The sequence below is a fragment of the Klebsiella sp. 10 genome (assembly GCF_018223925.1).
GTDB classification, from domain to species: domain Bacteria; phylum Pseudomonadota; class Gammaproteobacteria; order Enterobacterales; family Enterobacteriaceae; genus Klebsiella; species Klebsiella pneumoniae.
In genome coordinates, this window is record NZ_JAGRRB010000005.1 from 322,840 (window position 1) to 345,305 (window position 22,466).

Here is a 22,466-nt window from a genome sequence, read left to right on the forward strand (position 1 = left end):
GCACGCTCGCTCCAGGACCGGACAATCATCGTCAGTTTAATCTCTTAAATAATGCTTAACGTAGCTTTCATTCAATTTATCTATAGAGCTCAGATTTAACCCAGCTATCGAATTAAAAGAATCATCTTTTGTGAATGCAAGAATCGACGATCCGCCCGGGGAGAACCATTTAGCACTCTGTTTAAAAGGCCAGGGAAGTTCATAACCTTCTTCTCTCAGCAGGTGATTAAGCATGCTCCAGTCTGCTCTAAAATCTTCGCCACAAAATGGAGTATCATCCTGTACATTTTCGGCAGTGAACAATGCTATCGGCGTACAAAAATCAGCTGTCGAGGAAAAGTATATATTATAGAAACTGATGATGAGTTTCTGTACTTTTTCAGGAAAAGTTCCAGGAATGGTCAGCACACCCAGCAAGTATTTATAGTCCGGATATCTTTTTATAAAGTCAAATATCCCTTGCCATAAATAATCAAGCACCTTACTTTTTTGATAAGGTTTCTGAATAAAGCCGCGGCCAATTTCCACACACTTCTCTAAACAGGAATAGGCATTATCATGGTATTTAAACAAGCTGTTGCTATAGAGGCCTGTTACACCATGTTGGGCCAGCTGCTCGCCAACGGGCATAACACGATATGCTCCCAGGATTTCCACATCAGAAGGATCCCACAAAATGATATGATAATAACTTTCATCAAAAACATCGTTATCTCGGTCGTTACCAGTTCCGGCACCAATATCGCGATAACAGCGTTCGCGTAAGCGCCCTAACTCATCAATAATAGGTGAGGTTCGGTTAGTATTACAGCGATATATCACTAGTTTTCTACCGTCTTCAAACTGCCTTAATATTTCGCACTCCTCTATTGCGCTAATTAGCTCCTTTTTACCTGGTTCTAATTCTTGCGGCGCAATCGTATCTAACAGAGCCGGGCCATTCTTCGCTATACTCTGGAGGTGCGTCAAACATACATTTGCCGCGGCAGAAAGATCTTTATTGTATTCTTTAAACGAGGATAAGGCTATTTGCTGTCCTATATTGATTTTCATGGTCTTGCCATGATGGCGGAGAGCTTCACGAATAACCATCATATTCGACAGTTGCCGCCAGAATGTTGCAGTAAGATAATAAATCTTACTGTTTGCTCCCGTAATATGAATTGGTACCAATGCTGCATTATTTCTCATAGCAAGCTGTAAAAAACCGGGGTTCCACTTATGCTCCTGTAACCCGGAAAGAGACCAGTTAGCCAGCTTACCCGCAGGACATATAATCAATACGCCTCCTTTTCGCAGGTGATCGTTCATCTCGCGGAATTTTTTATGGCTCATCTTACCGGCCATATTCTCAATTCCAATGGTAAGTTCCGATACCTGGGGGAATATAATTGGCAAAACGTGATTGGCTATTATTTTTATATCACTCCTGACTCGGGAGACCGTATGTATTAAGCTAAGTCCATCGATAACCGTCGGATGATTTGAAATAACAACCGTAGCCCCATGCTCAGGTATGTTGTTAAATTGGTGGTGTTCGCTTTCACATTTCAACTCAAGGAGTTCAACAACTGCATTAACCCACTCGACCCCATTTTTATTAACGAGTCGCTCGTTATATATTAAGCGAGAAAATACCTTATTGCCAAATGCCGTCCTGAACAGCCATTTTTTCCAAAAAGGTATGGTTGTATTTGGAAAAAATTCCCTTACGACTCTGTCAAAGATAGCGTCCATATTAAAATCCTTTTTATAGAACTCATCTTAAACGACTATACTAGCGTTCTTTCAGTCGGACAATACCGCACAAAACTTTAAAAGGCCAAAACAAAACAATTAGATATAATTAATATAACAGTATTCTCAACATAAATATAATCTCCAAAATTTTAATAAATTTATAGTAATCAATGCAAAAAAAACATACATAATGCTTAAAGGTAATACCCTATCTCATTTCTGGTGATTATACTTCCTAAAACTCACAGAATAGCTTGTCTGGCGGTATATGCATTTGTACAAAGGCATCCGAATTCCATGCCCGCATCTAATATCAGAAAATATTAACTACGGATTCCCATAATATATAACCCCACCTACAGCCCCTGGCGAAAATAACTTTGCGGCGATATCCCTTAAAACAATCGTCCTTGAAGTATTTCATCACTATTCCTGTTAAGTCACCGCCCGCACGGCTATAATCCTTGCATTCATTATTACGAAAACAGGAACGCCTATGATCCGCAGTATGACCGCCTATGCCCGCCGTGAAATCAAGGGTGACTGGGGTAGCGCCGCATGGGAGCTGCGCTCGGTAAACCAGCGCTATCTGGAAACGTACTTCCGCCTGCCGGAGCAGTTCCGTAGTCTGGAGCCCGTGGTACGCGAGCGCATTCGCGCCCGCCTGACTCGCGGTAAAGTCGAATGCACCTTGCGTTTTGAACAAGATCCCAGCGCTCAGGGTGAACTCATCCTCAACGAAAAGCTGGCTAAACAGCTGGTAAACGCTGCCAACTGGGTGAAAATGCAGAGCGATGAAGGGGAAATCAACCCGGTTGATATCCTGCGCTGGCCGGGCGTGATGGCCGCCAAAGAGCAGGATCTCGACGCCATCGCCGCCGACATTCTGGCCGCTCTTGACGGCGCGCTGGACGACTTCATCGTCGCCCGCGAAACGGAAGGCCAGGCCCTGAAAGCGCTTATCGAGCAGCGGCTTGAAGGCGTGAGCGGCGAAGTGGCGAAAGTTCGCGCTCATATGCCGGAAATTCTCCAGTGGCAGCGCGAGCGCCTGGTCGCCAAGCTGGAAGATGCCGAAGTACAGCTGGAAAATAACCGCCTTGAGCAAGAGCTGGTGCTGATGGCGCAGCGTATCGACGTTGCCGAAGAACTGGACCGTCTCGAAGCGCACGTTAAAGAGACCTATAACATTCTGAAGAAGAAAGAAGCTGTGGGTCGCCGTCTCGACTTTATGATGCAGGAGTTCAACCGTGAATCGAACACCCTGGCGTCAAAATCGATTAACGCCGAGGTGACCAACTCCGCGATTGAGCTGAAGGTACTCATCGAGCAAATGCGCGAGCAAATCCAGAATATCGAGTAACGCTTTCTCGTTTGTTAATGTATCTCGGTATCCAGGGCCATGATAAATCATGGCCTTTTTATTTATCTCTCTCACGGGCGAATGATAAGAATCTACTTATAAAAAATAGTCGTCCAGTTTTCGGTTGTGGCAAATAAGCACAACGCGGCACAGTCAGGAAAACACTACCGCGAGAGAAAAGAATGGACTTTAATGCGCTTCACCAGCAAAACCAACCTTTGTTGCTTGCCAATGTCTGGGATGCCAGCAGCGCTCAGGCTGCTCAGCAGGCTGGTTATCAGGCGCTGGGATCCTCCAGCGCTGCTATCGCCGCAATGTTAGGGTATGAAGATGGCGAAGAGATGAGTTTTGACGAGCTGTTTTATGTCGTCTCACGCATCAAAACCGTTAGCGAACTGCCGTTAAGCGTCGATTTAGAGGCGGGCTACGGCGCGACAACCAGCCACATCATTGACAATATCCGGCGTCTGGCGCATCTCGGCGTGAGTGGAATAAATCTCGAGGATAGTCATGTGGTGGATGGTACGCGTCGTCTTGACGATGCGGAGCGCTTTGCCGTCAAACTGCAGGAAATAACCCGCGCCTGTCCCGGTCTGTTTGTTAATGTCCGCACCGATACCTTTCTTCTCAACGTACAAGATGCGCTGGTTCAGACGCTCTATCGCGGTCAACTCTACGCCAAACACGGCGCATGCGGTTTTTTTGTGCCTTGCGTCACCCGCGCGGAGGATATTACCGCCATCGTTCACCACGTGCCTTTACCCTTAAACGTAATGTGTATGCCTGAGCTGGCTGACTTCAGCACCTTATCGACACTGGGCGTAAAACGAATTTCGATGGGCAATTTTATTTATGCTGCGACGCAGGCCAGACTGAAAGACTTATTATGTCAGGTGCAAACCCAACATTCTTTCTCAGGTGTTTTTTGACCATGAAAATTACCGACAGCATGCAGTGCGATATCTGGTATCAGGCGCTGCTTGAACGCGCGGTGGAATTCACCGGCGTTTTTTTCGTCGGCGTGAAAACCACCGGCGTATTTTGTATCTCGGTCTGTCGGGCGCGAAAACCCCGGCGGGAAAACGTCGAATTTTATAATGACTTTAAATCCGCGCTGGATGCCGGCTTCCGGCCATGCAAAGTCTGTCGCCCGACGGAGAATGCCCGGACGGCCCCCGCCTTTGTTGAACAAGCGCTCCGCCTGCTGCGAGAAGCTCCAAAGGTCCGCCTCAGCGATAGCGAGCTACGTCAGCACGATATTAGCCCGGAACGCGTTCGCCGCTGGTTCCTGCAAAACCACGGGATCACCTTTCAGGCTTTTCAACGGATGCAGCGTTTGAATATGGCGCTTCAGGAATTAAAAGCAGGCCGCTCAACTACCGATGTCGCTTTCGATAGCGGTTACGAGTCCTTAAGCGGCTTCGGCTATACCTGCAAAAAATTGACCGGTTTCGCACCCAGCGCGCAACGCCAGGTTGTTTTAATTCATCGTTTTACCACCCCGTTAGGGCCAATGTTTGTTTGTGCAACGCAACGGGGAATTTGTCTGCTGGAGTTTGTCGACAGACGAGCGCTGGAGTCAGAATTCAGCGACCTGCAGCGGCGGTTCAACGCCAGCATCATCGCAGGTGAAAATGCCCACACCAGGCAGGCGCAACAGGAAATAACGGAGTATTTCGCCGGACAGCGTCAATCGTTCGAGGTGGCGCTTGATACCCCAGGCAGCGAATTCCAGCGAGCGGTCTGGCGCCGTTTACAGCACGTTAGCTTCGGTGAGACGACGCATTATCAATCGATTGCGATGGAGATAGGTAAACCAACGGCCACGCGCGCGGTGGCTGCTGCAAACGGCGCTAACCGCGTCGCGATTATCATCCCGTGCCATCGAATTATCGGCAAAGATGGTTCGATGACCGGTTACGGCGGCGGCATTGCACGAAAAATATGGCTTATTAACCATGAGGCAACCATCAGGAAAAAACGCGGCTGATTTTACTTTCAGGATCAACGGGCCCCTCCCTGACTTTCACCGCGGCTCGGTAAGCCTATTTTTTATCCAGCACCCGGCAGGTTAAAAACGCCCCTGCCGCGCACAGCAGCGCCGGAGCCAGATAGCTGTGATCCATGTGGGTAAACTCCATCACCAGCGCCACTGCGGTCAACGGCATCTGCATGGAGGCGGCGAGAAACGCGGCCGCCCCCACCACAGCGAAGCTGCTTTTATCACCGCCAGGGAAGCCGAGCTGCCAGAGCGCGCAGAGCAGCAGGCTGACCAATCCGCCCACCGCCAGCCCTGGGGTTAACAATCCACCCTCCGCGCCGCCGCGCAGCACCGCCAGAATCACCACCATCTTCAATACTAACAGGACAGCGACCATGGAGAGAGGCAGCCCGTCGCTGAGCGCCAGCTGCATTGGACCCTTGCCATTGCCCGGAAGCTCGGGGAAATAAAGACTCAGGATGGCAAGAAGAGAAAACCCCAGCAGACAGAACACCGGCATCTGCCAGTTACTTCGCGCGCGTGAACGCGCCGCGCTGGTCGCTTTGCGAAAGAGCCAGGCGCCGGTGCCAAGAATCGGGCCCGCCAGAATCGCCCACCAGAGAAAGGTGTGCGGAAGTGCGCTGGAAACAAAATGGTATTGCGATTCATCCCCTAACCCCAGGGTGGCCGTCCAGGCGGCAATCGCCGAGGTCATCATCGCCGCCAGCGTTTTTTCCCAGCTAAACGACAGCAGCATGACCTCAAGGCTGAACAACGCCCCGGCCAGCGGGACGTTATAGACCGCCGCCAGACCCGCGCCCGCCCCACAGGCAATCAGCGTGCGGGTTTCATCTTCCAGCAGGCGCAGCTTACGCGCCACCATCCCCGCCCCCAGCGCGCCCATTTCCCGGGGCGCCACTTCGCGGCCAAGCGGGGAGCCCAGCGCTACTGTGACGATCTGCAGCAGCGCGTGGATCGTCGTGGTGCCCGCGGGCATGGGTACGCAGGGGTTGGCCACCGCCGCCGCAATGGAAACCCGCCTCTGCCCATAGCGACCAAGCAGCCACCAGCCAAATCCGGCGACGGCGCCGCCGACCACGATTGCCACGATGCGGCGTGGCCAGGACGACTCCGTGACGCCCTGTAAAAATGACACCGAACCGACGATCTGCCCATAACTGTAACCAAAAGCCAGGTGCTGAATCGCGTGTAAAATTAGTGCCAAAACCATGCCGGACAGACCGGCCAGAATCCCGGTTAATACCACGGCTATCAGGCGGATCAGATGATTTTTATTCCCGGCGGCGACGCTCATTTTCTCAGGCCTTGAAAAGGAAAAATAAAAGAATAAAGGACGAGACTTAAACATTGCGTAATCATAGTGTTTTCGATAGTGATACCCATCGCTTCACTTAGCATTACTTTTTCTAATCAATAAAAATCCCTAAAAAATCAATAAACCTTTAAATCAAGCCATCACGGATACTATTTCCATTAATTTTTCCTGGCGTAAATGATTCGCTTTAGAAAATCTCAATCGTGATCCTGCGCACAAATCGTTAACCTGCCCGCCATTACCTGGGGGGATCTATGCTGCTTCATGTTCTGTATTTAATCGGTATCACCGCGGAAGCCATGACCGGCGCACTGGCTGCCGGGCGCCGGCGGATGGATACGTTTGGCGTCATCATTATCGCCACTGCGACCGCGCTGGGCGGGGGTTCCGTTCGCGATATCCTGCTGGGGCACTATCCTCTTGGTTGGGTGAAGCATCCCGAATATGTCATCATTGTCGCCGTCGCCGCCGTCCTCACGACCATTGCCGCTCCGGTGATGCCGCACCTTCGTCGGCTGTTTCTGGTGCTGGACGCGCTGGGGCTGATCGTGTTTTCCATCATCGGCGCGCAGATCGCCCTGGACATGGGCGAAGGCCCGGTTATCGCCTCTATTGCCGCCGTGATCACCGGTGTCTTCGGCGGCGTACTGCGCGATATGTTCTGCAAACGCATTCCGCTGGTCTTCCAGAAAGAGCTGTATGCCGGGATCTCCTTTGCCGCAGCCGTACTCTATATTGCTCTGCAACATTACGTCAGCAGCCACGATGTGGTGGTGCTGGCTACACTGCTGTTCGGCTTTACCGCCCGCATGCTGGCGCTACGCTGGAAACTGGGGCTACCGGTCTTCCACTACACCCATGACGCCCACTAACCGCCTTAAAATCCGGGGATGCGCTGCCCGCTAAGCCATTGCGCCAGCGCCACCACGTCCGGATGGTGCAGGAAAGCCACCAGCTGGCGGGCTCTGATCTCCCCCACGCCCGGCAGCGTGCGCCATTGCGCTTCACTTTTTGCCGCCAGCAAATGCCAGTTCTCGCTTTCGAGCTGCGCCAGCGCCCCCTGCGGCACCGGGATCCCCATCGCCAGCACCCAGCGGATAAAAGGTCGTTTGCGAACAAGATCAAACTGATGCCAGAGGTGCTGCCCGCGGGCGGCGGAAATCCCTGGCACCGCCTGCAGCTGCTCAACGGTAAGCGCCAGCCAGGAAAAGATATGCGTCATCGGGTTTTGCTGCTGAATGACGCGCCATAAATTTTCCCCCACGCCATCGACATTCAGGGCGGACTTTGATGACAACCAGATCAGCCTGGAAAGAAACTGTTCGCTGCACTCAGGGGTGGCGAAATAGCAGGTTAGCGCATTAAATTTCGCCGGCGGCGGCGTCGGTTTATGGCGCTCGGCCGTCCGCCAGACGACGGCGTCGACCCGAGGAATACCCTGCCCTGCCAGACTGATCTGCAGCTGATCGCCAACCCCAATATCCAGCATCTGCCAGCGGGACACAGAGCCAACGTTAACCCGCTGCACGCGTTTATCATCCAGCCGCTGGGGCTCAAGCTCGGCCACCACGTTGAGTCTGCCGCTGCGGCCGGTACTGAAACGGATCGCCCGTACCTGCATCACCCGCGATGCCGGAGGATATTTCCAGGCTGCCAGCCACTCGCCCTTTCCGGGCGACCAGACTCGCCCCGGCGGCTCGCGTCCTTCGCGCACAATCACACCGTCGCTGACGAAGGGCAGCGGCGAGCGATACCAGCGCTGGCGCCACTGCGCCACCTGCTCGATGCGCGACACCGGATGGGTATATTGTCCGCTGTACTTAAACCCCGCCTGCGCCAGCAGCTGCTGACGACGGCGCATATCGGACGGACCGTCTGGCCAGGCCCAGATAAAGACGTCCAGTTGGCTGAGCGCCGCCGCCGCGTCGGCTCGCATCATCAACCCGGCGACTTTCGCCCGCGCATTCATCCCCCCGGCCTGCTGCTGGACATGGCCGTCCCGGCGCAGAAAAAGTTCCCCCTGCAGTACGCTGTCGGCCAGTTCACCGGTCATCACTTTCGCCAGCGCCGGGATCTGCCGCGCTCGGGCGGTCCATGCCTCACCGCGTAGACCATCGCCGCGGCTAATGGCCTGAACCAGACGCCCCTGGCGATAAACGAGAGTCACCGCCACGCCGTCCACTTTAGGCTGTATCCACAGGTCGGATTTATTTTTCATCCAGCGGGCAACGCTGTCCTCATCCGCCAGCTTGCGCACGCCGGTATGGGCCACCGGATGACGCGCATCGCCGGTGGGCGGAGGCAGATCGTCATCCTCAGGCGTCGCGCCCGGAAAGCATTGTCGCCACTGCGCCAGGCGCAGAGTGAGCTGGTCGTAAACGTCATCGCTCACTCCGCTGGCGCCCTGCCGCCAGTAAGCCTCTTTCCAGGCGACAATTTGCTGATGAAGGCGTGATGTCTCCTGCCTTCCTCTGGCCGGCGGCCAGTCCGGACACGTCGCCAGCGCGCTGGCAGAGAACATCCCTAACGCCAGCCACCACCCTCCTTTACGCATTGCAGTCCCCTCCTCCATCACCTGGCGGAGAGTCTGCTGCAGAATGCCGCGAGCCGCGACGGAAGCTTTTTCGCCTTGCGAAGCGCCTTCCAGGATTTACGCCTCATTGCAGCAAAGGCTGGCGTATTCAGGAAAACGGCAGGCAAAATGAAAGAAACAGCGGCAAAAAGTGTGACAATGACTGCGTCACGCCGCGGCGACGTGTATAATAGGCTCGTATGTAGGACCTCTTTCGATAACCACATACAAAAGACACTCATGGCTCAAGGCACGCTTTATATTGTTTCCGCCCCTAGCGGCGCGGGTAAATCCAGCCTGATTCAGGCTTTATTAAAAACCCAACCGTTGTATGACACCCAGGTATCGGTCTCCCATACCACGCGGGCGCCGCGTCCGGGTGAAGTGCACGGCGAACACTATTTCTTCGTGAATCACGACGAATTCCGCTCGATGATTGGCGAAAACGCGTTTCTGGAACATGCAGAGGTCTTTGGCAACTATTACGGCACGTCGCGTAAAGCGATCGAGCAGGTGCTGGCGACCGGCGTCGATGTCTTCCTCGATATCGACTGGCAAGGCGCACAGCAGATCCGTAAAAGCATGCCCGGCGCGCGCAGTATTTTTATTCTGCCGCCGTCAAAAGATGAACTGGACCGTCGCCTGCGCGGCCGCGGCCAGGACAGCGAAGAGGTGATCGCGAAACGGATGGCCCAGGCTGTTGCGGAAATGAGCCATTACGCGGAATATGATTACCTGATTGTGAACGATGATTTTGACACCGCCCTGAGCGACCTGAAAAATATCATCCGCGCTGAACGTCTGCGCATGAGCCGCCAAAAGCAGCGACATGGCGCTTTAATCACCAAACTATTGGCAGACTGAACCCACATTCAGTATCATGCCCAGTCATTTCTTCACCTGTGGAGCATTTTAAGTATGGCACGCGTAACTGTTCAGGACGCTGTAGAGAAAATTGGTAACCGTTTTGACCTGGTACTGGTCGCCGCGCGTCGCGCTCGTCAGATGCAGGTTGGCGGAAAGGATCCGCTGGTACCGGAAGAAAACGATAAAACCACCGTTATCGCACTGCGCGAAATCGAAGAAGGTCTGATCAACAACCAGATCCTCGACGTACGTGAGCGCCAGGAACAGCAAGAGCAGGAAGCCGCTGAATTACAAGCCGTTACCGCGATTGCTGAAGGTCGTCGTTAATCACACAGCGGGTCGCCCTTGTATCTGTTTGAAAGCCTGAATCAGCTGATTCAAAACTACCTGCCGGAAGACCAGATTAAGCGTCTGCGGCAGGCGTATCTCGTTGCACGTGACGCTCACGAGGGTCAGACACGTTCAAGCGGTGAACCCTATATCACGCACCCGGTCGCGGTAGCCTGCATTCTGGCCGAGATGAAGCTCGACTATGAAACGCTGATGGCCGCGCTGCTGCATGATGTGATTGAAGATACCCCCGCCACCTATCAGGACATGGAACAGCTTTTTGGTAAAAGCGTCGCCGAGCTGGTAGAGGGGGTGTCGAAACTTGATAAGCTCAAGTTCCGCGATAAGAAAGAGGCGCAGGCCGAAAACTTTCGCAAAATGATCATGGCGATGGTGCAGGACATTCGCGTCATCCTCATCAAGCTTGCCGACCGCACCCACAACATGCGTACTCTGGGCTCGCTGCGCCCGGATAAACGCCGCCGCATCGCCCGCGAAACGCTGGAAATTTACAGCCCGCTGGCGCACCGTTTAGGTATCCATCACATCAAAACCGAGCTCGAAGAGCTGGGCTTTGAAGCGCTGTACCCTAACCGCTACCGCGTCATTAAAGAGGTGGTCAAAGCGGCGCGCGGCAACCGTAAGGAGATGATTCAAAAGATCCTCTCTGAAATCGAAGGGCGTTTACAGGAAGCGGGGATCCCCTGCCGCGTCAGCGGTCGCGAGAAGCATCTATACTCCATCTACTGTAAAATGGTGCTCAAAGAGCAACGTTTTCACTCGATCATGGATATCTACGCCTTCCGCGTTATCGTCCATGATGCCGATATCTGCTATCGCGTGCTCGGCCAGATGCACAGCCTCTACAAACCGCGTCCGGGTCGTTTTAAAGACTACATCGCCATTCCGAAAGCTAACGGCTATCAGTCTTTGCACACCTCGATGATCGGCCCCCACGGCGTCCCGGTCGAGGTACAAATTCGTACCGAAGACATGGACCAGATGGCGGAGATGGGGGTAGCGGCGCATTGGGCTTATAAAGAGCACGGCGGCGAAAGCAGCACCACCGCGCAGATCCGCGCTCAGCGCTGGATGCAAAGCCTGCTGGAGCTACAGCAGAGCGCCGGTAGCTCGTTTGAATTTATCGAGAGCGTAAAATCCGATCTGTTCCCCGATGAGATTTACGTTTTCACCCCGGAAGGGCGCATTGTCGAACTGCCTGCCGGCGCCACGCCGGTGGACTTCGCCTACGCGGTGCATACCGATATCGGTCATGCCTGCGTCGGCGCGCGCGTCGACCGTCAGCCCTATCCGCTGTCGCAGCCGCTCTCCAGCGGTCAGACTGTCGAAATTATCACCGCGCCGGGCGCTCGCCCGAACGCCGCCTGGCTGAACTTTGTCGTCAGCTCGAAAGCGCGCGCCAAGATCCGTCAGCTGCTGAAAAACCTTAAGCGCGACGATTCGGTCAGCCTTGGCCGTCGTCTGCTCAATCACGCGCTGGGCGGAAGCCGCAAACTCGCCGAGATCCCACCGGAGAATATCCAGCGCGAACTCGATCGCATGAAGCTGGCCTCGCTTGACGATCTGCTGGCGGAAATCGGTCTGGGCAACGCCATGAGCGTCGTGGTGGCAAAAAACCTGCAGCAGGGCGAAGCCGCTGCGGCGCCGGTGCCGGCCAACGCGTCGAACCACGGTCATCTGCCAATCAAAGGCGCCGATGGCGTGTTGATCACCTTCGCCAAGTGCTGTCGTCCAATTCCAGGTGACCCGATTATCGCCCACGTCAGCCCGGGTAAAGGGCTGGTTATCCACCATGAATCCTGTCGTAACATTCGCGGCTACCAGAAAGAGCCGGAGAAATTTATGGCGGTTGAGTGGGATAAAGAGACCGCTCAGGAGTTCATCACCGAAATCAAGGTGGACATGTTTAACCACCAGGGCGCGCTGGCTAACCTGACGGCGGCGATCAACACCGCGTCTTCCAATATCCAGAGCCTGAATACGGAAGAGAAAGATGGCCGCGTATACAGCGCCTTTATCCGCCTGACCGCGCGCGACCGCGTGCATCTGGCGAATATCATGCGCAAAATCCGCGTCATGCCGGACGTGATTAAAGTCACCCGTAACCGAAACTAGCTTTATGAACTCAAAGCGCTACGAGCGTATCTGCGAGATGCTCGCCAGGCGTCAGCCTGACCTGACGGTCTGCATGGAGCAGGTCCATAAGCCTCATAACGTCTCTGCGGTCATCCGGACCGCAGATGCCGTTGGCGTACACGAAGTGCATGCCGTCTGGCCGAGCAGCCGGATGCGTACCATGGCCTCCGCCGCCGCGGGCAGCAACAGCTGGGTGCAGGTTAAAACCCACCGCACTATCGCAGATGCCGTCGGCCACCTGAAAGGCCAGGGCATGCAAATTCTCGCCACTCACCTTTCCGACAAAGCCATCGATTTTCGTGAAATCGACTATACGCGTCCAACCTGCATCCTGATGGGTCAGGAAAAAACCGGCATCACCCAGGAAGCGCTGGCGCTGGCCGATCAGGACATCATTATCCCGATGATCGGCATGGTGCAGTCGCTGAACGTCTCCGTCGCCTCGGCGCTGATCCTCTACGAGGCGCAGCGCCAGCGGCAGAATGCCGGGATGTACCAACGCGCCAACAGCATGCTGCCGCCACAAGAGCAGCAGCGCCTGCTGTTCGAAGGCGGCTATCCGGTGCTGGCCCGCGTCGCCAGACAAAAAGGTCTGCCTTACCCCCACGTTAACGAGCAGGGCGAAGTGGAAGCCGATGCCGCGTGGTGGGCTACCATGCAGGCTGCGAGGTAAACCCAATGTCAGGCCGCCTGTTAGATGCCGTTCCGCTCAGTTCACTCACCGGTGTGGGCGCTGCGCAGAGCAGCAAACTGGCGAAGATTGGCCTGCATACGGTACAGGATCTGCTGCTGCACCTGCCTTTACGCTACGAAGATCGCACCCATCTTTACCCGATAGCCGAGCTGCTTCCCGGAGTTTATGCCACCGTGGAAGGTGAAGTGCTCAACAGCAATATCACCTTCGGCGGCCGGCGGATGATGACCTGCCAGATCAGCGACGGCACCGGCATCCTCACCATGCGCTTTTTCAACTTCAACGCGGCGATGAAAAACAGCCTCGCGACCGGTCGTCGGGTACTGGCCTACGGTGAAGCCAAACGCGGGAAGTACGGCGCCGAGATGATCCACCCGGAATATCGCGTCCAGGGCGATATGAGTACTCCGGAGCTGCAGGAAACGTTAACCCCAGTCTATCCGACCACCGAAGGCATCAAGCAGGCGACCCTGCGCAAGCTCACCGATCAGGCGCTTGAGCTCCTGGAAACCTGCGCGATTAGCGAACTCCTGCCGCCGGAGCTGGCGCAGGGGATGATGAGCCTGCCGGAGGCGCTGCGTACGCTGCACCGCCCGCCTCCCTCCTTGCAACTTAGCGAGCTGGAAAGCGGCAAGCACCCGGCGCAGCAGCGTCTGATTCTGGAAGAGCTGCTGGCGCATAACCTCAGCATGCTGGCGCTGCGGGCAGGCGCCCAGCGCTATCACGCCCTGCCGCTCGGCGCCAACGATACCCTGAAAAACCAACTGCTGGCCTCCCTGCCCTTTAAGCCCACCGGCGCGCAGGCGCGGGTTACCGCCGAGATTGAACACGATATGGCGCTGGACGTGCCGATGATGCGCCTGGTGCAGGGCGACGTTGGCTCCGGTAAAACGCTGGTCGCTGCCCTGGCCGCCTTGCGCGCTATCGTCCACGGCAAACAGGTGGCGCTGATGGCGCCCACCGAACTGCTTGCCGAGCAGCATGCCAATAACTTCCGCAACTGGTTCGAACCGCTGGGCATAGAAGTCGGCTGGCTGGCGGGCAAACAGAAAGGCAAAGCCCGTCAGGCGCAGCAGGAGGCTATCGCCAGCGGCGAGGTGCAGATGATTGTCGGCACCCACGCCATCTTCCAGGAGCAGGTGCAGTTTAACGGCCTGGCGCTGGTGATTATTGACGAACAGCACCGCTTCGGCGTGCATCAGCGGCTGGCGCTGTGGGAGAAAGGTCAGCAGCAGGGATTCCACCCGCATCAGCTGATCATGACCGCCACCCCGATCCCCCGCACCCTGGCGATGACCGCCTACGCCGATCTGGACACCTCGATTATCGACGAGCTGCCGCCAGGCCGAACTCCGGTGACCACTGTCGCCATCCCCGACACCCGGCGCAGCGATATTATCGACCGCGTGCGCAACGCCTGTACCCATGAAGGTCGCCAGGCCTATTGGGTCTGTACGCTGATTGAAGAGTCCGATCTGCTGGAAGCCCAGGCGGCGGAAGCCACCTGGGAAGAGCTCAAACTGGCGCTGCCGGAGCTCAATATCGGCCTCGTCCACGGGCGGATGAAACCGGCGGAGAAGCAGGCGGTGATGCAGGCCTTCAAGCAGGGCGAGATGCATCTGCTGGTAGCCACCACGGTGATTGAAGTCGGCGTCGACGTGCCTAACTCAAGCCTGATGATTATCGAAAACCCGGAACGTCTGGGTCTGGCGCAGCTGCACCAGCTCAGAGGGCGCGTCGGGCGCGGCGCGGTCGCTTCCCACTGCGTGCTACTCTATAAATCGCCGCTCTCCAAAACGGCGCAGAAACGTCTGCAGGTCCTGCGCGACAGCAACGATGGTTTCGTCATTGCCCAGAAAGACCTCGAAATTCGCGGTCCCGGCGAGCTGCTCGGCACCCGCCAGACCGGCAACGCCGAATTTAAAGTGGCGGACTTACTGCGCGATCAGGCGATGATCCCCGATGTCCAGCGCATTGCTCGCCACATTCATGAACGCTATCCGCTGCAGGCCCAGGCGCTTATCGAGCGCTGGATGCCGGAAACCGAACGCTATTCCAACGCGTAGCGCGCTTTTGCCGCGCTGCGGGCAACTTTTCTACACAACGAGTGGATTATGAAACGAGAACTGGCCATCGAATTTTCGCGTGTCACCGAAGCCGCCGCGCTGGCGGGCTATAAATGGCTGGGCCGCGGCGATAAGAATACCGCCGACGGCGCAGCGGTTAACGCCATGCGCATTATGCTTAACCTCGTCAATATCGACGGCACCATCGTCATCGGCGAGGGCGAAATCGATGAAGCGCCGATGCTTTATATCGGCGAAAAAGTGGGTACCGGCAAGGGCGATGCGGTAGATATCGCCGTCGATCCCATCGAAGGCACCCGCATGACGGCGATGGGCCAGGCCAACGCCCTGGCGGTGATGGCGGTCGGCGATAAGGGCTGCTTCCTCAACGCGCCGGATATGTATATGGAAAAGCTGATCGTCGGCCCGGGCGCTAAAGGCGCTATCGACCTTAATCTGCCGCTGGAAGAGAACCTGCACAATATCGCCCGCGCCCTGAACAAGCCGCTGGGCGAGCTGACCGTCACCGTGCTGGCGAAACCGCGCCACGACGCGGTCATTGCCCAGCTGCAGCAGCTGGGCGTGCGCGTGTTCGCTATTCCCGATGGCGACGTCGCGGCCTCTATTCTCACCTGCATGCCGGATAGCGAAGTCGACGTACTGTACGGCATCGGCGGCGCGCCGGAAGGGGTGGTTTCCGCCGCGGTGATCCGCGCCCTCGACGGGGATATGCAGGGGCGCCTGCTGGCTCGCCACCACGTGAAGGGCGATAACGAAGAGAACCGCCGCATCGGTGAAAATGAGCTGGCGCGCTGCAAAACCATGGGCATTGAAGCGGGCAAAGTGCTGCGTCTGGATGAAATGGCGCGCAGCGATAACGTCGTCTTCTCCGCCACCGGGATCACCAAAGGCGATCTGCTGGACGGCATCACCCGCAAGGGCAACATGGCCACCACCGAGACGCTGCTGATCCGCGGCAAGTCGCGCACTATCCGTCGTATCCAGTCGATTCATTACCTCGACCGTAAAGATCCGGACATTCAGCAGCACATCCTGTAATACCGCTTTTTCTCTCCCAGGCAACCGTCCGCAGGCGGTTGCCCTGTTCTTCGTTTATATTTGATCAATAGAGCTTTCTTGCGCCTTCGGGGTGGAAATCTGGCTCGTCTGGACCGAAGATAAGGCATCGCTTGGCAACAGGAGAAGACGATGGCGGACTGGGTTAGCGGCAAAGTGACAAAAGTGGAGTACTGGACGGACGCCTTGTTCAGTTTATACGTGCGGGCGCCTGTTCATCCGTTTACCGCCGGGCAATTTACCAAGCTCGGGCTGGAAATCGACGGCGAACGCGTGCAGCGCGCCTACTCCTACGTCAACGCCCCCGGCAATCCCGACCTCGAGTTCTATTTGGTCACCGTCCCGGAAGGCAAGCTGAGCCCGCGTCTGGCGGCGCTGAAGCCGGGCGATGAAGTCCTGGTGGTGAGTGAAGCGGCAGGTTTCTTCGTCCTCGAGGAGGTACCGGATTGCGATACCCTGTGGATGCTGGCGACCGGCACTGCGCTGGGGCCGTACCTGTCAATTTTGCAGGAAGGCAAGGACCTTGAGCGCTTTAACAACCTGGTGCTGGTCCACGCCGTCCGCTACGCCGCGGACCTGAGCTATCTGCCGCTAATGCGCGAACTGGAGCAGCGCTATGCCGGCAAACTCCGTATTCAGACGGTGGTCAGCCGCGAAACCGTGGAAGGCTCGCTGACCGGCCGGGTGCCGTTTCTGATTGAAACCGGCGCGCTGGAAGAGGCCGTCGGCCTGCCGATGACCACCGACACCAGCCATGTGATGCTGTGCGGCAACCCGCAAATGGTGCGCGATACCCAACAGCTGTTAAAAGAGACCCGGCAGATGACCAAACATCTGCGTCGCCGGCCGGGCCATATGACGGCGGAGCACTACTGGTAATCAGGCGTCCGCTTTCCAGCGCACGTCCTGGGTCTCCTTGCCGAACTTATTCTCGCCCTGGGTGCCGACAAACGCCCCCAGGTCGATCAGCATCATGACGATAATCAGCGTCGGCACAAAGCGCCCGACGCCCCACTGCCAGACCTGCGGCAACATCGCCCAGTTCCCCGCCAGCAGCATCCACGCCAGAACCATCAGCAGCGCCCACAGCCCGGATTTGCCGCGATCGTGCAGCCGCTTGACCACCACCGCCGCCGTCGGCCATAGCAGGCAGACGATAATAAACGCCGCCGTCTGCAGGTTGAGCAGATTGCTGCCTGCCAGGGTAAACAGGGCGCTCATGGTCACCAGCCAGATGGCAATCCAGATCCAGAAATCGCGGCGGCCAATGCGCCCTTTAATTGAGAATAACCACTGCTGTAGGGTCATGCGTTTTTCCTTATCATCATCGTCTGCGTAGTTTACCCTGGCGTCGTGACTTTTTGACAAGCGCCGCGCTTCCCGATTTAATCGTCAGCAGGCAAAAAAAGGAACGACGGGCATGAAGAAGTGGACAATTTTGTGGTTAAGTGGGCTGATGGGCCTTGCCGTCGGCCCGCACGCGTTGTCCGCAGAGAGCGAATCGACGACCGCGGCAGCGCCCTACCTGCTCGCCGGCGCGCCGAGCTTTGACCAGTCGATCAGTCAGTTCCGCGAGAAATTCAACGCCGATAACCCAAAGCTGCCTCTGAACGAATTCCGTTCCATCGCCACCAGTCGCGATCGGGCTAACCTGACCCGCGCCGCCAGCAAAATTAACGAAAATCTCTATGCCTCCACCGCGCTGGAGCGCGGCACGCTGAAGATCAAATCCATGCAGATCACCTGGCTGCCGATCCAGGGGCCGGAGCAAAAGGCGGCCAGGACCAAAGCGCTGGAGTATATGAGCGCCATGATCCGCGCCTTCGTGCCGACTTTTAGCCAGGCGCAAAGCCAGCAAAAACTGCAGAAACTGCTGGCCGCCGGCAAGGGCAAGCGCTACTTCGCCGATACCGAAGGCGCCGTGCGCTATGTGGTGGCAGATCATGGGGAAAAGGGCCTGACCTTCGCCATTGAACCGATTAAGCTGGCGCTATCTGAAACGCTGGAAGGTAACAATAAATGACAAAAAGCAAAGCCTTTCCAGTGACGAGTCTCTATACTGTTTCACAGACCATGCTGCCCTCTGGGGCGGCTATATTCCTTAATTCGCTTAAGTAGCGTGGAGAATTAAAATGCGACATCCTTTAGTGATGGGTAACTGGAAACTGAACGGCAGCCGCCACATGGTAAACGAACTGGTTGCGAACCTGCGTACCGAGCTGGCTGGCGTAAGCGGCTGTGCAGTTGCCATCGCCCCGCCGGAAATGTATCTGGACCTGGCTAAGCGCGCGGCAGAAGGCAGCCACATTCACCTGGGCGCGCAGAACGTTGACGTGAATCTGTCCGGCGCATTCACCGGTGAAACCTCCGCCGAAATGCTGAAAGATATCGGCGCGCAGTACATCATCATCGGCCACTCCGAGCGTCGTACCTACCACAAAGAATCCGACGAGCTGATCGCGAAGAAATTCGCCGTGCTGAAAGAGCAGGGTCTGACCCCGGTTCTGTGCATCGGTGAAACCGAAGCCGAAAACGAAGCGGGCAAAACGGAAGAAGTTTGCGCACGTCAGATCGACGCCGTGCTGAAAACCCAGGGCGCTGCCGCTTTCGAAGGCGTGGTTATCGCTTACGAACCAGTATGGGCTATCGGTACTGGCAAATCAGCGACCCCGGCTCAGGCGCAGGCGGTGCACAAATTCATCCGTGACCACATTGCTAAAGCTGACGCCAAAATCGCTGAGCAAGTGATCATCCAGTACGGCGGTTCCGTTAACGCTGGCAACGCCGCAGAGCTGTTCACCCAGCCGGACATCGACGGCGCGCTGGTTGGCGGCGCCTCCCTGAAAGCTGACGCTTTCGCGGTGATCGTTAAAGCAGCAGAAGCAGCGAAAAAAGCGTAATTCGCTTTTCCCGGTGGCGACACGCGACCGGGTTGACTGACAAAACGTGGGAGCCCGGCCTAGCACAGCGCAAGCCGGGCTTTCTTTTGCCGTTACAGTTTCCCCAACAGCTGATACCAGGCGTAGTCCAGCGGCAGTAAAATCAGATAACTCACCGCCGCCAGCGCCAGACACAGTTGCATCCCCGCCCTCGCCGGGACCTTGCCTAACCCCATCGCCACCACGATCGGCGACGCCTGATAGGGCAGCAGCGGCGTGGAATAGCCCAGCACCTGAATCATAATCACGCTTAGCAGCGGGAAGCCGGTGGCGTCGGCAAAGCTCTGGGCAAAAGTGGTATACAGCGCCGGCACGCCGTTGGCGGTCATAATAAAGTTCAGCGCGCTGGTTATCCCGGTCAGGGCGAGAAAGCTGGTGAAAGGATTGTCTTTATCCAGGGGCATCACCTGCAGCAGCGCATTGCCCACCGCGCCGCCAATCCCGGTTTGGGTGACGGCGATCGCTAGCCCCAGAATCCCGGCGACGTAAATGCAGGTGCGCATATTCACCCCGCTGGCAAACTCCTCGCCGTTGATAAAGCCCACCCGCGGCAGCAGCGTGATCACAGCCGCCGCCAGGCCGGTCCACGCCGGGCCGACGCCGTGCCAGCTCTCGGTCACCCATAGCGAGAGGACCACCGCCAGCAGCCACGCCAGACGTTTCTCGTCGCGGCTCATCGGCGGCAGCGGCGCCAGGTCGCGCGGTGGATGCGGCTTGCCGGGAAACAGCCAGCAAATCAGCGCCACCAGCACCGCCCCTTTCAGCCAGCCAAGCACCGGCGTATGCAGCAGTAAATAGGGAACATAATTCAGATGGATACCGTACGAGCCTTCCGCCGCGCCACTCATCACCAGATTCGGCACGTTGGCGGGCAAAATCGTCGCCGACAGCTGAAAGGTGCCGAACCCCACCGCCAGCGCCAGGCCGAACCAGCCGCGGCTACCGTCGGCAATGCCCGCGCGGCGGGCCATCGCCGCCACGATCGGCATCAGCAGCGCGATGCGCCCCATGTTGGAGGGCATCACGAACGCCAGGGCGTAGCTCAGGAGTACCACGCTGGCGACCATCCGCGGCCAGGAGTCGGTGAGCCTGGCCGACAGCGCCTGCGCCGCCCGGTCCGCCAGTCCGGTTTTACGGATGGCGATGCCGAGCACAAAGCCGCTGAACACCAGCCAGAACGCCGAAGAGGCAAAGCCGCCGAAGATCACCTCCGGCGGAGCGATTTTCGCCATCATTGCCGCTGCGAAGAACAGCAGCGCGGTGATAAATTCCGGCAGCAGCGACGTCGCCCAGAGCACGATGGTGACGCCGACAATCAATGAAGGAAGGAACAGCGGGTGGGTAAGCCAGAGCGACATGCCTGTCTCCTGTCGTTTTTTTCAGCAAGAATACGACGACAGGTAAGACAGGTAAACGCCAGAACTAGTGGTTTGCGTTAAGGATGGCGCAGCGATGATCCTGAATTTCTTCCGCTGAAGCCCGGTTCAGGGTCAGCAGGTTACGCTCCGTCGCCAGCAGCACCAGCGAGCCGTCGCTCTGTTGCGCCATTGCCAGCGCGAAGCGTCCCATATGTTCACGCGCCTCCGGCACCTCTTCCGCCAGCATCAGGAACGGGCTACGCTGGGCCAGCTCCGCCTCCGTCACCCGGCGCGCCAGGTATTCGTGGCCCTGAAGCCCGCCCGGTAGCGGCAGCCAGCGGCTGCTGATCGCTGCGGCATCCTTATCTAACTGCGCGCGCACATCGGGGCGCAGGCAGGAGATATGAATATGGAAATGGTTTTGCGTACGTCCACTGCGCGAGTTGATCGCCAGCGATACCGCGTTATCAGGAACCGGCGCGCCGTGGCGCTGGCTCATGATTTCACGCCCCTGCCAGGCCTGCCAGAAAAAGTTCGGCGTCAACGGTTCCAGCAGCAGCGGGCTTTCGGTGCCGTTGATGCGGTAGGTCGGCATCAGCAAATATTGCAGCGGGCCGTTACGGTCTTTAAACAGCACATAGCCGCCCTTGAGGTTCACTTCCGCGCACGGCGACGGGTTTTGCTGCTGTTGCTGATGGGGAACGCACTGCTGCAAGACAATCTTGCGTAATGCGTCCGGGTTGCCAGAGTGCAGCCAGTAGTAGCCGCCCGCCAGCGCCGCGAGGATCGCCACCAGCAGCGCCAGCAAAAAGTATCTTACTCTTCTCATTTTCATTCCCTGTTAAGCCTGAAGCGGAAGAGTAGCGTAATTTGATGACTAAATGAAAACAGATGGTTGACGGGGCGTTATCCCGGGTAGCGGCTGACGCCTTACCCGGGCTACGCACCGCACAAAACTGTAGCCCTGCTAAGCGTAGCGCAAGCAGGGACAAGAGAATTAACGCTGGCTAATCTGGTCGAAGGTGCCGCCGTTGGAGAAGTGCTCTTTCTGCGCTTTCGTCCAGCCGCCGAACTCCTGATCGATGGTAAACAGCTTCAGTTTCGGGAATTCGTTAGCATATTTCTTCGCCACATTCGGATCGCGCGGGCGGTAGAAGTTCTTCGCCGCAATCTCCTGGCCTTCCGGCGAGTAGAGATACTTCAGGTACGCTTCCGCCACCTGACGCGTGCCTTTCTTATCCACCACTTTGTCGACCACCGAGACGGTCGGCTCAGCCAGAATCGACTCACTTGGGGTCACGATTTCAAACTTGTCTTTGCCCAGTTCGTTGGTCGCCAGCAGCGCTTCGTTTTCCCAGGCGATCAGTACGTCGCCGATGCCGCGTTCTACGAAGGTATTGGTCGAACCGCGCGCGCCGGAGTCCAGCACTTCCACGTTTTTATACAGCGCCTTGACGAATTCCTGGGCTTTCGCCTGGTCGCCGTGATTCTGATGCAGAGCATAGCCCCAGGCCGCCAGGTAGTTCCAGCGGGCGCCGCCGGAGCTTTTCGGGTTCGGGGTAATGACCGACACGCCCGGTTTGATCAGATCGTTCCAGTCATGGATCTGTTTCGGATTGCCCTTGCGGACGAGGAACACGATGGTGGAGGTATACGGCGCAGAGTTATCCGGCAGGCGTTTCAGCCAGTTTTTATCGATGCGGCCGCGTTCGGCAATAGCGTCGACATCGTAGGCCAGCGCCAGCGTGACCACATCCGCTTCAATACCGTTAATCACCGAGGTCGCCTGTTTGCCAGAGCCACCATGCGACTGGCGGATCACCACGTTGTCGCCGGTCTCCTGCTTCCAGTGTGCGCTAAACGCTTTGTTGTACTGTTCGTACAGCTCGCGCGTTGGATCATAAGATACGTTTAATAGCTGAATGTCTTTTGCCAGAACGCTGGCGGATGCCAGCAACAGAGTTAACCCTACGCCCCACTTATTCATCG

General features: G+C 56.8%; 20 protein-coding genes. 13 read left to right on the top strand and 7 right to left on the bottom strand.

The window, feature by feature from the left end:
- Nucleotides 1-36: 36 nt before the first annotated feature.
- Nucleotides 37-1,737 carry a lysophospholipid acyltransferase family protein gene (locus KHQ26_RS07410; protein ID WP_020803797.1) on the bottom strand — a complete coding sequence of 567 codons (1,701 nt, stop codon included), beginning with the start codon at nucleotides 1,735-1,737 and terminating at the stop codon, nucleotides 37-39.
- 499 nt (nucleotides 1,738-2,236) lie between these two features.
- On the opposite strand from KHQ26_RS07410, the gene KHQ26_RS07415 reads away from it, so the two are divergent.
- The 3 genes from KHQ26_RS07415 to KHQ26_RS07425 all read left to right on the top strand — a co-directional run bounded on the left by KHQ26_RS07415 (nucleotide 2,237) and on the right by KHQ26_RS07425 (nucleotide 5,090).
- Nucleotides 2,237-3,100, top strand: a complete 864-nt coding sequence (locus tag KHQ26_RS07415; RefSeq protein ID WP_002922636.1) for a YicC/YloC family endoribonuclease — start codon at nucleotides 2,237-2,239, stop codon at nucleotides 3,098-3,100.
- A gap of 182 nt (nucleotides 3,101-3,282) precedes the next feature.
- Complete coding sequence (locus tag KHQ26_RS07420; RefSeq protein ID WP_004152903.1) at nucleotides 3,283-4,029, top strand: isocitrate lyase/PEP mutase family protein; 747 nt, start codon at nucleotides 3,283-3,285, stop codon at nucleotides 4,027-4,029.
- Nucleotides 4,030-4,031: 2 nt separating this feature from the next.
- On the top strand, nucleotides 4,032-5,090 hold the full coding sequence (locus tag KHQ26_RS07425) for a bifunctional transcriptional activator/DNA repair enzyme AdaA (protein ID WP_020803793.1): 1,059 nt from the start codon (nucleotides 4,032-4,034) through the stop codon (nucleotides 5,088-5,090).
- A 55-nt stretch (nucleotides 5,091-5,145) separates the two neighbouring features.
- Here the strand turns inward: KHQ26_RS07425 and KHQ26_RS07430 are convergent, their stop codons facing one another.
- Nucleotides 5,146-6,396: a chloride channel protein gene (locus tag KHQ26_RS07430; protein WP_032410640.1), complete on the bottom strand. Its 1,251-nt coding sequence runs from the start codon at nucleotides 6,394-6,396 to the stop codon at nucleotides 5,146-5,148.
- Between the two features lie 275 nt (nucleotides 6,397-6,671).
- On the opposite strand from KHQ26_RS07430, the gene KHQ26_RS07435 reads away from it, so the two are divergent.
- Nucleotides 6,672-7,289, top strand: coding sequence for a trimeric intracellular cation channel family protein (locus tag KHQ26_RS07435; RefSeq protein ID WP_002922654.1), 618 nt, complete (start codon nucleotides 6,672-6,674; stop codon nucleotides 7,287-7,289).
- 5 nt (nucleotides 7,290-7,294) lie between these two features.
- On the opposite strand, the gene ligB is transcribed toward KHQ26_RS07435, so the two are convergent.
- A complete protein-coding gene (gene ligB / locus KHQ26_RS07440) occupies nucleotides 7,295-8,971 on the bottom strand; it encodes an NAD-dependent DNA ligase LigB (protein ID WP_032410642.1) in 1,677 nt (558 codons plus the stop codon).
- 258 nt (nucleotides 8,972-9,229) lie between these two features.
- Here ligB and gmk point away from each other — a divergent pair, with 258 nt between their 5' ends.
- From gmk to fpr, 7 genes are all read left to right on the top strand, one after another.
- Entirely contained in the window at nucleotides 9,230-9,853 is a 624-nt protein-coding gene (gmk, locus tag KHQ26_RS07445; RefSeq protein ID WP_002922664.1) for a guanylate kinase, read from the top strand.
- Between the two features lie 54 nt (nucleotides 9,854-9,907).
- Entirely contained in the window at nucleotides 9,908-10,183 is a 276-nt protein-coding gene (rpoZ, locus tag KHQ26_RS07450; RefSeq protein WP_000135058.1) for a DNA-directed RNA polymerase subunit omega, read from the top strand.
- Nucleotides 10,184-10,201: 18 nt separating this feature from the next.
- Nucleotides 10,202-12,322: a bifunctional GTP diphosphokinase/guanosine-3',5'-bis pyrophosphate 3'-pyrophosphohydrolase gene (spoT, locus tag KHQ26_RS07455; protein WP_004150214.1), complete on the top strand. Its 2,121-nt coding sequence runs from the start codon at nucleotides 10,202-10,204 to the stop codon at nucleotides 12,320-12,322.
- A 4-nt stretch (nucleotides 12,323-12,326) separates the two neighbouring features.
- Nucleotides 12,327-13,016, top strand: coding sequence for a tRNA (guanosine(18)-2'-O)-methyltransferase TrmH (trmH, locus tag KHQ26_RS07460; RefSeq protein ID WP_004181538.1), 690 nt, complete (start codon nucleotides 12,327-12,329; stop codon nucleotides 13,014-13,016).
- 5 nt (nucleotides 13,017-13,021) lie between these two features.
- Nucleotides 13,022-15,103 (top strand): ATP-dependent DNA helicase RecG, encoded by a 2,082-nt coding sequence (recG, locus tag KHQ26_RS07465; RefSeq protein WP_004151504.1) that lies wholly within the window; start codon nucleotides 13,022-13,024, stop codon nucleotides 15,101-15,103.
- 48 nt (nucleotides 15,104-15,151) lie between these two features.
- A complete protein-coding gene (glpX, locus tag KHQ26_RS07470; RefSeq protein WP_002922903.1) occupies nucleotides 15,152-16,162 on the top strand; it encodes a class II fructose-bisphosphatase in 1,011 nt (336 codons plus the stop codon).
- A 150-nt stretch (nucleotides 16,163-16,312) separates the two neighbouring features.
- A complete protein-coding gene (gene fpr / locus KHQ26_RS07475; protein ID WP_004173895.1) occupies nucleotides 16,313-17,059 on the top strand; it encodes a ferredoxin--NADP(+) reductase in 747 nt (248 codons plus the stop codon).
- On the opposite strand, the gene KHQ26_RS07480 is transcribed toward fpr, so the two are convergent.
- Nucleotides 17,060-17,488 (bottom strand): DUF805 domain-containing protein, encoded by a 429-nt coding sequence (locus tag KHQ26_RS07480; RefSeq protein ID WP_002922907.1) that lies wholly within the window; start codon nucleotides 17,486-17,488, stop codon nucleotides 17,060-17,062.
- Nucleotides 17,489-17,600: 112 nt separating this feature from the next.
- Between KHQ26_RS07480 and KHQ26_RS07485 the strand changes: the two genes are divergently transcribed.
- A complete protein-coding gene (locus tag KHQ26_RS07485; RefSeq protein WP_002922908.1) occupies nucleotides 17,601-18,203 on the top strand; it encodes a YiiQ family protein in 603 nt (200 codons plus the stop codon).
- Between the two features lie 109 nt (nucleotides 18,204-18,312).
- Entirely contained in the window at nucleotides 18,313-19,080 is a 768-nt protein-coding gene (gene tpiA / locus KHQ26_RS07490) for a triose-phosphate isomerase (protein ID WP_002922909.1), read from the top strand.
- A 92-nt stretch (nucleotides 19,081-19,172) separates the two neighbouring features.
- Here the strand turns inward: tpiA and KHQ26_RS07495 are convergent, their stop codons facing one another.
- The 3 genes from KHQ26_RS07495 to KHQ26_RS07505 form a co-directional block, all read right to left on the bottom strand.
- Complete coding sequence (locus tag KHQ26_RS07495; RefSeq protein ID WP_004151505.1) at nucleotides 19,173-20,477, bottom strand: SLC13 family permease; 1,305 nt, start codon at nucleotides 20,475-20,477, stop codon at nucleotides 19,173-19,175.
- 64 nt (nucleotides 20,478-20,541) lie between these two features.
- A complete protein-coding gene (locus KHQ26_RS07500) occupies nucleotides 20,542-21,312 on the bottom strand; it encodes a CDP-diacylglycerol diphosphatase (protein ID WP_020803798.1) in 771 nt (256 codons plus the stop codon).
- A 162-nt stretch (nucleotides 21,313-21,474) separates the two neighbouring features.
- Complete coding sequence (locus KHQ26_RS07505; RefSeq protein ID WP_002922936.1) at nucleotides 21,475-22,464, bottom strand: sulfate ABC transporter substrate-binding protein; 990 nt, start codon at nucleotides 22,462-22,464, stop codon at nucleotides 21,475-21,477.
- Between the last annotated feature and the right edge of the window lie 2 nt (nucleotides 22,465-22,466).

What these genes read in the sequence shown, in the direction of transcription:
- KHQ26_RS07410 (WP_020803797.1), bottom strand. Translation starts at nt 1,737, where the DNA reads ATGGACGCTATCTTTGACAGAGTCGTAAGGGAATTTTTTCCAAATACA.
- KHQ26_RS07415 (WP_002922636.1), top strand. Translation starts at nt 2,237, where the DNA reads ATGATCCGCAGTATGACCGCCTATGCCCGCCGTGAAATCAAGGGTGAC.
- KHQ26_RS07420 (WP_004152903.1), top strand. Translation starts at nt 3,283, where the DNA reads ATGGACTTTAATGCGCTTCACCAGCAAAACCAACCTTTGTTGCTTGCC.
- KHQ26_RS07425 (WP_020803793.1), top strand. Translation starts at nt 4,032, where the DNA reads ATGAAAATTACCGACAGCATGCAGTGCGATATCTGGTATCAGGCGCTG.
- KHQ26_RS07430 (WP_032410640.1), bottom strand. Translation starts at nt 6,396, where the DNA reads ATGAGCGTCGCCGCCGGGAATAAAAATCATCTGATCCGCCTGATAGCC.
- KHQ26_RS07435 (WP_002922654.1), top strand. Translation starts at nt 6,672, where the DNA reads ATGCTGCTTCATGTTCTGTATTTAATCGGTATCACCGCGGAAGCCATG.
- ligB (WP_032410642.1), bottom strand. Translation starts at nt 8,971, where the DNA reads ATGCGTAAAGGAGGGTGGTGGCTGGCGTTAGGGATGTTCTCTGCCAGC.
- gmk (WP_002922664.1), top strand. Translation starts at nt 9,230, where the DNA reads ATGGCTCAAGGCACGCTTTATATTGTTTCCGCCCCTAGCGGCGCGGGT.
- rpoZ (WP_000135058.1), top strand. Translation starts at nt 9,908, where the DNA reads ATGGCACGCGTAACTGTTCAGGACGCTGTAGAGAAAATTGGTAACCGT.
- trmH (WP_004181538.1), top strand. Translation starts at nt 12,327, where the DNA reads ATGAACTCAAAGCGCTACGAGCGTATCTGCGAGATGCTCGCCAGGCGT.
- recG (WP_004151504.1), top strand. Translation starts at nt 13,022, where the DNA reads ATGTCAGGCCGCCTGTTAGATGCCGTTCCGCTCAGTTCACTCACCGGT.
- glpX (WP_002922903.1), top strand. Translation starts at nt 15,152, where the DNA reads ATGAAACGAGAACTGGCCATCGAATTTTCGCGTGTCACCGAAGCCGCC.
- fpr (WP_004173895.1), top strand. Translation starts at nt 16,313, where the DNA reads ATGGCGGACTGGGTTAGCGGCAAAGTGACAAAAGTGGAGTACTGGACG.
- KHQ26_RS07480 (WP_002922907.1), bottom strand. Translation starts at nt 17,488, where the DNA reads ATGACCCTACAGCAGTGGTTATTCTCAATTAAAGGGCGCATTGGCCGC.
- KHQ26_RS07485 (WP_002922908.1), top strand. Translation starts at nt 17,601, where the DNA reads ATGAAGAAGTGGACAATTTTGTGGTTAAGTGGGCTGATGGGCCTTGCC.
- tpiA (WP_002922909.1), top strand. Translation starts at nt 18,313, where the DNA reads ATGCGACATCCTTTAGTGATGGGTAACTGGAAACTGAACGGCAGCCGC.
- KHQ26_RS07495 (WP_004151505.1), bottom strand. Translation starts at nt 20,477, where the DNA reads ATGTCGCTCTGGCTTACCCACCCGCTGTTCCTTCCTTCATTGATTGTC.
- KHQ26_RS07500 (WP_020803798.1), bottom strand. Translation starts at nt 21,312, where the DNA reads ATGAAAATGAGAAGAGTAAGATACTTTTTGCTGGCGCTGCTGGTGGCG.
- KHQ26_RS07505 (WP_002922936.1), bottom strand. Translation starts at nt 22,464, where the DNA reads ATGAATAAGTGGGGCGTAGGGTTAACTCTGTTGCTGGCATCCGCCAGC.